The sequence below is a fragment of the Actinophytocola sp. genome, from assembly GCF_035634895.1.
Lineage (GTDB): Bacteria > Actinomycetota > Actinomycetes > Mycobacteriales > Pseudonocardiaceae > Actinophytocola.
The window spans coordinates 1-8,368 of record NZ_DASQCC010000013.1; the positions used below are offsets into that span (position 1 = coordinate 1).

General features: G+C 72.6%; 9 protein-coding genes. 7 read left to right on the forward strand and 2 right to left on the reverse strand.

Annotation, left to right across the window (positions count from 1 at the left end):
- From VET29_RS02675 to VET29_RS02705, 7 genes are all read left to right on the forward strand, one after another.
- On the forward strand, positions 1–677 hold a 677-nt coding region (locus tag VET29_RS02675; protein WP_414636435.1), incomplete at its 5' end, for an AMP-binding enzyme.
- A gap of 213 nt (positions 678–890) precedes the next feature.
- Positions 891–1,334: a GtrA family protein gene (locus VET29_RS02680; protein ID WP_414636436.1), complete on the forward strand. Its 444-nt coding sequence runs from the start codon at positions 891–893 to the stop codon at positions 1,332–1,334.
- A gap of 30 nt (positions 1,335–1,364) precedes the next feature.
- On the forward strand, positions 1,365–2,300 hold the full coding sequence (locus VET29_RS02685; RefSeq protein ID WP_324914013.1) for a pseudouridine-5'-phosphate glycosidase: 936 nt from the start codon (positions 1,365–1,367) through the stop codon (positions 2,298–2,300).
- Positions 2,297–3,022 (forward strand): HAD family hydrolase, encoded by a 726-nt coding sequence (locus VET29_RS02690; protein ID WP_324914016.1) that lies wholly within the window; start codon positions 2,297–2,299, stop codon positions 3,020–3,022. Before VET29_RS02685 ends, VET29_RS02690 begins: the two co-directional genes overlap by 4 nt.
- Positions 3,019–4,446: an MFS transporter gene (locus tag VET29_RS02695; RefSeq protein WP_324914019.1), complete on the forward strand. Its 1,428-nt coding sequence runs from the start codon at positions 3,019–3,021 to the stop codon at positions 4,444–4,446. Before VET29_RS02690 ends, VET29_RS02695 begins: the two co-directional genes overlap by 4 nt.
- 5 nt (positions 4,447–4,451) lie before the next feature.
- The gene (locus tag VET29_RS02700; protein WP_324914022.1) at positions 4,452–5,219 is read left to right on the forward strand and encodes a hypothetical protein; all 768 of its coding nucleotides are present in this window, start codon (positions 4,452–4,454) and stop codon (positions 5,217–5,219) included.
- Complete coding sequence (locus tag VET29_RS02705; protein WP_324914024.1) at positions 5,186–6,112, forward strand: LysR family transcriptional regulator; 927 nt, start codon at positions 5,186–5,188, stop codon at positions 6,110–6,112. Before VET29_RS02700 ends, VET29_RS02705 begins: the two co-directional genes overlap by 34 nt.
- Before the next feature lie 57 nt (positions 6,113–6,169).
- Here the strand turns inward: VET29_RS02705 and VET29_RS02710 are convergent, their stop codons facing one another.
- Positions 6,170–7,465 carry a glycosyltransferase 87 family protein gene (locus VET29_RS02710; protein WP_324914027.1) on the reverse strand — a complete coding sequence of 432 codons (1,296 nt, stop codon included), beginning with the start codon at positions 7,463–7,465 and terminating at the stop codon, positions 6,170–6,172.
- A gap of 20 nt (positions 7,466–7,485) precedes the next feature.
- Positions 7,486–8,368, reverse strand: an 883-nt coding sequence (locus tag VET29_RS02715) for a glycosyltransferase (RefSeq protein ID WP_324914031.1), incomplete at its 5' end; no start/stop codon positions are given.

The window sequence follows — 8,368 nt, forward strand, 5'->3', positions numbered from 1 at the left end:
TGGTGCCGTTGGTGCGGGAGACGTTCGGCGTGCCGGTGCGCGCGGCCTGGGGGATGACCGAGAACGTCGCGGGTACCGCGGTGCGCTCCGACGACCCGCCGGACTGGTCGGCGCACAGCGACGGCAGGCCGATCCCCGGGCTGGAGGTCCGGGTGGTCACCCCGGGAGGCGCCGTCACGACCGGGACGGGGGCGCTACAGGTGCGTGGCGCGTCCCAGTGCGTCGGCACCCTCACCGGCGACACAGCGGGAACCTCGAACGCCGACACGGGACACGGCGAGTGGTTCGACACCGGTGACATCGCCCGCTCGGACGGCCGAGGGGGCATACGCATCGAAGGTCGCGTCGCGGACCGCGTCTACGACCTGAACGCCGAGGTGATCATCCCGGTGCGGGACGTGGAAGAGGAACTGGCGCAGCATCCCGGGGTCAAGGACGTGGCGATCATCGCCGTCACCCACGGCGGGCGGGAGCACGTCTGCGCCGTCGTGGTGCCCGGCGGCGAGCCGCCGACGCTCGCGGACCTGCACGACCACCTCTGCGGCCGTGCCATGACCCGCGAGTACTTCCCCGACCGGCTGGAGCTCGTCGACGAGCTGCCCCGTGACCCGCTCGGCAAGCTGCGCAAGTACCAGCTCCGCGCGGAGTTCGAGGCGCGGTCGGCGCCGGGCAGCTGACGCGCCACGGTGTCGGTTCGACCCGCGTGAGCGGACGGCGCAGTGGGACCGCCGATCGGGCGATCGGGCTCGGTGATGGGGCCGATGGCCCGATCACCGCTCGCTATCGCGGTAAGTAGCCAACCGATTACACTGGCTGTTAGCTTCAAACGGCGAACCTTTCGTGAGCGACGAGTCCAGGAGCTCGCGCACAGCGTCGCCGGAGGCAGTCTGATGTCAGTGTCCCAGGTGGACCGGGTGCGGTCGCGTGCCGAGCTGGTGCGCCAGGTCGTCCCGTTCCTCGTCATCGGGGTGGCCAGCACGGCCGCCAACCTGCTGCTGTACGTCCTTCTTTGCATGTGGACGGGCGCACAGGTGGCGAACCTGGTCGCGGTCGTCGTGACCACCGTGGGGAACATCGCCGCGAACCGCCGGTTCACGTTCGGCATCCGCGGCAGGCGCCACGCCGTCCGGCACCAGTACGAGGGGTTCGTGGTCCTCGGGATCGGGCTGGCGCTCACGAGCGGCGCCCTCGCGGTCCTGCAGGGACTGACCGATCCCGCACCGATGCTCGAGATCGCCGTTCTGGTGCTCGCCAACCTCGCGGCCACCGTGGTCCGCTTCGTGCTCTACCGGGGTTGGGTCTTCCACCCCCGCCGGCAGCGCGCACACGGCTGACAACCACGTCCCCGAACGAGGAGGCATGTCATGGTGCCACACCTGATCACCGTCGACGACGAGGTCGCCGACGCCGTGCACGCCGGCCGGGCGGTCGTGGCGCTCGAGTCGTCCGCCATCGCGCACGGCCTGCCCTTCCCGGCCAACATCGAGACCGCCAGGGACGTGGTCGCGGCGGTCCGCGCCGCGGGTGCGGTGCCGGCGCGGATCGGCATCCTCGACGGGCGGTTCGTCGTCGGCATGTCCGAGGCGCAGGTGGAGCGGTTCGCGACCACGCCGGGCCTGCCGAAGGTGAGCACCCGCGACATCGGCGTGACCCTGGCCGGCGGTGGGCTCGGCGCCACCACGGTGTCGGCCACGCTGCTCGCCGCGGCACAGGTCGGCATCGAGGTGTTCACCACCGCCGGCATCGGCGGCGTGCACTACAACGCACAGCACACCTTCGACATCTCACCGGACCTCATCCAGTTCAGCAGGCACCGGGTCGCGGTGGTGTGCGCCGGCGCGAAGTCGATCCTCGACCCCGCGCTGACCCTCGAGTACCTGGAGACCTTCGGGGTGCCCGTCGTCGGCTACGGCTGCGACGACTTCCCCGCCTACTACAGCGTCTCCAGCGGCCATCCCAACCCGCGCCGGATCGACGACCTCGGGCAGATCGCCGCCGCCATCCGCACCCACTGGGCCGTCGGCAACGGCGGCGGTTTCGTGGTGACGCACCCGATCGCGGCCGCGGACGGCATCCCGGCCGAGGAGGTGCAGGCCCACATCCAGACGAAGCTGAAGGAGGCCGCCGAGGCCGGGGTCTGCGGGCCGGGCGTCACCCCGTACGTGCTGAGCGCGGTCTCCGCCGCGACGCAGGGCCGCACCGCGGCCGCCAACAGGTCGGTGCTCACCTCGACGGCCGCCCTCGCCGGCCACCTGGCGGCGACCCTCGCGAACACGGACGTCGCATGGGAGGCGGCATGAACCCCGCCGTTCTCTTCGACCTCGACGGCACCCTGATCGACACGCCGAGCGGGATCGTCACGGTGCTGCGGGAGGTGCTCGCGGAAGGCGGCCGCACCGCGCCGGAGGCGGACATCCGCGCCACGGTCGGGCGGCCGCTCGACGCCGCGTTCAGCGCGCTCGTCGGGTTGCCGCCGGACTCTCCCGAAGTGGCGTCCTCGGTCGCCCGCTTCCGCCTGCTGTTCCGCGAACGTGTCGTTCCCGGCGCCCGCGAGCTGATCTTCCCCGGGATTCTCGACGTGCTCGCCGGACTGCGCGGCACCGGCCGCCAGCTGGCGATCGTGACCAGCAAGGTTGAGACCAGCGCAAGAGAGATACTGGCCGCCGCTGGCATGGTGAACATGTTCGACGTGATCGTGTGTCACGGCATGGCACCACGCGGAAAGCCCTTTCCGGACCTCGCACTGCTGGCGGCCAACCTCCTCGGCCGGTCACCGGAGCAGTGTGTGGTCGTCGGCGACTCGGTCGACGACGTCCGTATGGCCGTCGCCGCCGGGATGCGGGCCGTCGGTGTCGGCTACGGGGTCGCGACGCCGGACCAGCTGGGGGCCGCCGGCGCGGACGTGGTGGTTGCCGCCGCGGCCGGGCTGCCGGCCGCCGTCGGGTCGTCGACACCGGGGCCCGCACACGAGCAGCGCCGCCTTCCCCGTTCCAGCGAGCCCAACGAGGTTGTGACCCGATGACAGTCCCGGAGACCGGTGGCGCGACGAGGATCGGCGGGAAGTCCCGCAGCCGCCTCGTGTTGCTGGCCATGGCACAGTTCCTGATCGCACTCGACTACTCCATCGTCTACGTCGCGCTGCCGAGCATCGGCGCCGACTTCGCGTTGTCGGAGAGCGCGATCCAGTGGGTGATCAGTGGGTACGCCGTGTTCTTCGCCGGTTTCCTCATCGTGGGCGGGCGGGCCGCCGACCGCTTCGGCGCCCGCACCCTGTTCATCGGCGGCCTCGTGCTGTTCGGTGTCGCCTCGCTCGCCGGCGGCCTCGCCGCGCACCCCTGGCTGCTGCTGGTCGCCCGCGCCGCGCAGGGCATCGCGGCGGCGGCGCTGCAACCGGCCGTCATCAAGCTGATCAACACCTCGTTCGCGGCAGGCCCGCAACGCAACCGCGCGCTCGCGGTGTGGGGCACGGTCGGCGCGTCGGGCCTGGCGGCCGGCGTGATCATCGGCGGGCTGCTCAGCACCGCGTCCTGGCGCTGGGTCTTCCTGATCAACCTGCCGCTGGCGCTCGTCGGCGCGCTGACGGCCCGCTCGCTGCTGCCGAACACGACCGCCAGGACGACCCGGCCGCTGAACGTGCCGAGCGCGGTGCTCGTGACCGCCGCGATGCTCGCGGCCGCGCTCGGCCTGACCTGGGCGGCCAGCGAGGGCTGGGGCGACGTGACGACGGTGGGCGCCATCGGCGCGGCCGTCGTGCTCATGGCCGGGTTCCTGCTCCACGACCGCCGCAGCCCGTCGCCGCTGGTCGAGCGCGCCCTGCGCAGGACGGCCACGCTGGTCATCGGGTGCGGTGCGACCGCGCTGTACATGGCCAGTGTCGGCAACGAGTTCTTCGTGGTGACGCTGCTGTTGCAGCAGGACCGCGGCTACGGGCCACTCGCCGCGGGTCTCGCGTTCCTGCCGCTCGCCGTCATGATCACGGTGGGCAACACGGTCGCCGGGCGCATCGTCGGCCCGCTGGGGGTGCGCCGCACGCTCACGCTGGCGTTCACCGTCGACGCGGTGGGCCTGCTGCTGCTCGCGCTGCAGATCGGCGGGGACGGCTACGTCCTGCACCTGCTGCCCGGCCTGCTGGTCAGCGGCCTCGGGCACGGGATCACCTACACGGCCATGTTCATCGCCGGCACCCAGGACCTGCACGACGACGACCAGGGCATCGGCTCCGCGCTCATGACCACGTCCCAGTACCTGGCCGGTGCGCTCGGCGTGGCGGTGCTCGTGCTGGTGCTCGGACACGCGCCGGGCGAGACGGAGTTCGGCTGGGCCTTCGTCACCACGGCCGCGGCCGCCGCACTGGGTGCCGCGCTGGCCTGGATCGGCCTGCGCCGGTCCGCTCCGGCCGCCTTACCGTCCGTCCCCGCCACCACTGGCGCCGATCCGGGAGCCTGATCGCCATGGCGAGCCTCGGCATCCTCGTCATCCACAACGATCCCGTGCCGGAGCTCGAGCTGCGCCGGATGGCGCCGCCGGACGTGAGCATCCACGCGGCCCGCTTCGAGAGCCCCACCGCCACCGGCGCGGAGTACACCGGCACGCCGGCCGCGACGATGCTCGCCGAGCCGGACGTCGCACGCGGCGTCCGGCAGCTCGGCCAGGTCGGGGTCGACGCCATCTGCCTGTGCTTCGGCTCGGCGAGCTTCTTCGGCGGGCACGCCTTCGACCGCGAGTTCACCGAGGAGGCCTCGCGCGCCGCGGACGGCACGCCGGTCTACACGGCGGGACAGGCCGTGGTGGCGGCGATGCGCGCGGCGGACGTGCGGCGTCCCCTCGTGGTGATGCCGCCGTGGTTCACCCAGCCGACCTACGACGCGGCGGGCGCCTACCTCGGCGCCGCGGGTGTCGACGTCGCCGGCCTGCTGCACTTCGACCTCGGCCCGGAGTGGCAGGGGGTGCGCAAGCACCAGATCTTCGACCGGGGCGGCCGGTGGCGGGTGCTGCCCGACGACGTGCGCCACCAGGTCCGGGACGCCTTCCCGGCCGGCGCGGACGGCGTGCTCGTGCCCGGCAGCGGCATCCGCTCCGCCGAGGCCGTCGAACCGCTGGAGCGCGACCTCGGTGTCCCGGTCATCACGGCGAACAAGTCCTGCATGTGGTATCTGCTCGACACCGAGCCTGGGGGTTCCATGCCATGTACGAGCTCCGCCAACTCCACACCTTCATAGCGGTCGTCGACGCGGGCGGTTTCACCAACGCGGCGAAGCTGCTCGACCTCGCACAGCCGACCGTGACCGGACGCATCAGGGCGCTGGAGAACACCGCGGGCGCCCTGCTCTTCCGCCGCCTCCCCGGCGGTGTCGAGCTCACCGCGGTGGGCGCGGGGCTGCTCCCGTACGCCCGCCGCATCGTCGCGCTCGCCAACGAGGCGATGGCGAGCACCGCCCTGAACGGCGACGGCACCAGCCGGGTCAACATCGGCACGGTCGCGAGCGTCACCCGGCACCGCCTCATCCCGATCCTCGAGTACGCGAACCTGCGCTTCCCGAACATGCTGGTGTCGATGCGCTCGTCGGACAGCGTCGACACCCTGGCCGCGGTGCGACAGGGCACGCTCGACTGCGCGTTCTTCGTCGACGCGGTGGACGCGCACGAGGACCTGCACACCACGGTGCTGTGCGAGGAGCCGCTGGTGCTGGTCGGCGGTCCCACGCATCCGCTCGTCGGGCGCCCACGGGTGACGACCGAGGACCTCGGCGGCGCCACGCTGCTGCGTGCCGAGCGCCACGCGAGCTACCAGAAGCAGTTCGAGCAGACCTTCAGCCTCGCGTACTCGACCCCGCGGCCCCGGGTGCACGACCTCGACTCGGTCGACACCGCGAAGCAGGGCGTGGTCGAGGGCCTCGGCATCACGCTGCTGCCGGAGGTCGCGGTCGCCGGCGAGCTGGCGGCCGGCGTGCTGCGGCGGATCAACTGGACGTGCCCGCCGCGGGTCGCCACGCAGTTCGGCTTCAGCAGGGACCGCTCGTCGGACGCCATGCTGAACGCCCTGCTGCTCGCCTCGCGCCAGGTCATCGGCGAGCAGGTCGCCCAGCAGCGGCACCCCCGTCTCGCGAGCTGATCACACACCAGAAGCGGGCCGGAGCCGAGGAGGCTCCGGCCCGCTTCGTCGTCGGTACTACTCCACCGCGGCCGGCACCCGCTCGTCCGGGGTGCGCTGGGCGGGGACCACCGGCACCTCGTCGCGGTCCGCCTTCGCCGGGAAGTGCCGGCGCAGCCACAGCGGCCCGAAGATCAGCAGCGCGAGCCCGGCGGCCGGGAACGCCGACGCCACGAGCTGCTGCCACACGGCGAGATCCATCGGCGCCGGCGGCGACTCCTGGATCCCGACGAGTGAGAACGTGCGGATGGTGAACACGGCCACGAGCAGTGCGGTACCGGCCGCCACCGGGACCGAGCGCTCGCGGTAGGCCCGGACCGCGAGCCAGATCAGCAGCGGGATCACGTACACCCAGTGGTGCTCCCAGCTGACGGGGGAGATGAGCAGCCCGGTGATCGCCGTCGCGGACATGCCGAGGAAGTCGGCGCGCCTGCGGTAGGCGTAGGCGCCCACGGCGAGACCGAACACCGCGACCAGTGCCAGCACGATGAACCACCAGTTCTGGAAGTGCGCGCTGTGGAAGATCCGCGCCATCATCCCGGACAGCGACTGGTTCGGCGTGTCGAAGGGGTCGGCGACCCGCGACGAGTGGAACACCAGGCCGCCCCAGTAGGTCAGTGACGCGCCGGGCATCACCGCGAAGCCGACGGCCACGGTGGCCGCGAACGCGAGCACCGCGTTGCCTGCCGCCCTGAACCGCCCGGTGATCAGCAGGTAGGCGATGAAGATCAGCGGGGTCACCTTGAGCCCGGCGGCGATCCCCACCCCGATGCCCTGCCAGCGGCTCGTGGGCCTGCGGAAGTCCAGCAGCACCAGCACGAGCAGGAACGTGTTGATCTGCCCGGCGACGAGCAGCACCCGCATCGGCAGCAGCCACGTGGCCAGCACCAGGCCGGCGATCGTCAGCAGGAACTTCAGCCTGCGGTCACGCACCCCGGCGATGCCGAGCGTCATCCACACCGCCGCGCCCAGCGCCACCAGCGAGGCCGTGTTCCAGATGAAGCTGGCCACCGGCGCGGTGAACGCCGACAGCGGCACGAAGAACAGCATCGCGGTGAACGGCGGGTACACGTACGGCATCGGGCCGTACAGCGGCGAGATCACCACCAGGTCGTAGAGCGAGTCGCCGGCCCGGACGGTGTCGCCGCTCGCGAGGTAGACCGTCAGGTCGACCATCCACCGCGCGTTCCAGTAGTCGTTGTGGCGGAACACGATCAGCGCGACCAGCGCGAGCACCGCCGACGTGGCGACCACCGCCCCGCCGACGAGCCACCAGGGCACCGCGCGTTTCTCTGTCTTGAGTGGACTGGACATGGTCATCCTCCCGGCGTCGATCAGACCGGAGTCTCCTGGCCTGGTTCGGGTTGTTCGACGAGCACGGCCGGCAGGTCGCTCGGACCCACCAGCAGGTCCTCCTGGTCGGCCAGCCGCAGCCGCGCGTCCGGCACGCCGAGGCGCTCGACGACCCCGGCGGCATCCACCTCGTCACAGCCGCGCAGCAGCAGGCTGACCGTGCCGTCCGCCACGCCGACCTCGTCGGTCGCCCGCAGCGCGGCGGCCGGGTCGGCGACGACGCCGGCCGGGAACGTGGCCACGGTCGCGATGTCGGGCCGGGCCTGCCTGCGCTGCCCGCGTCCGCGCAACCGGAAGCGCTCGGCGCCCAGCTGTCCCGCGACCACGCTCGCCATCAGCCGGGCGCTGCGCTCCCACCGGAACACGCCGGCCCACGCCTGGCACTGCCGGGCGACCCAGCTCGCGTGGTCCGCGTCGGCGAGCCGGGTGAGGGCGGTGACCATGGTGGCGCCGAGGTCGCCGGTGGACTCGGCGAGCCATCCCGTCCGTCCACTTCGGACGAGGTCGCGGATGCCCACGACGTCGAGCCCGACACACGGCACACCCCGCGCGGCGGCCTCCAGCACCGCGCAGCCGTGCACGCCGGTCTCCGCCGCCGACGCGGTCACCCACGCCCTGCGGAGCGCGTCGTCGGCCGCGCGGCCACTGTGGACGGTGACGGTCCCGCGTGCCACACGGGGCGGCTCCGGTCCGTCGCCGACGATCTCGACCCGCAGGCCCGGGACGTGCGCAGCGACCGAGCCCAGCACGTCGAGCAGGACGTCGAGTCGTTGTTCGGCCTGGAACGGCGCCACCACGACCACGGTCGGGTCGCCGGCCCGGCGGCCAGCCTGTCCCGGCACCGGGTCGGTCCCGGGCGGCACG

Bases quoted from the DNA above. Each gene is read 5' to 3' on its own strand.
- VET29_RS02700 (WP_324914022.1), top strand. From the start codon at position 4,452: ATGGCGAGCCTCGGCATCCTCGTCATCCACAACGATCCCGTGCCGGAG.
- VET29_RS02695 (WP_324914019.1), top strand. From the start codon at position 3,019: ATGACAGTCCCGGAGACCGGTGGCGCGACGAGGATCGGCGGGAAGTCC.
- VET29_RS02680 (WP_414636436.1), top strand. From the start codon at position 891: ATGTCAGTGTCCCAGGTGGACCGGGTGCGGTCGCGTGCCGAGCTGGTG.
- VET29_RS02705 (WP_324914024.1), top strand. From the start codon at position 5,186: ATGTACGAGCTCCGCCAACTCCACACCTTCATAGCGGTCGTCGACGCG.
- VET29_RS02685 (WP_324914013.1), top strand. From the start codon at position 1,365: ATGGTGCCACACCTGATCACCGTCGACGACGAGGTCGCCGACGCCGTG.
- VET29_RS02710 (WP_324914027.1), bottom strand. From the start codon at position 7,465: ATGTCCAGTCCACTCAAGACAGAGAAACGCGCGGTGCCCTGGTGGCTC.
- VET29_RS02690 (WP_324914016.1), top strand. From the start codon at position 2,297: ATGAACCCCGCCGTTCTCTTCGACCTCGACGGCACCCTGATCGACACG.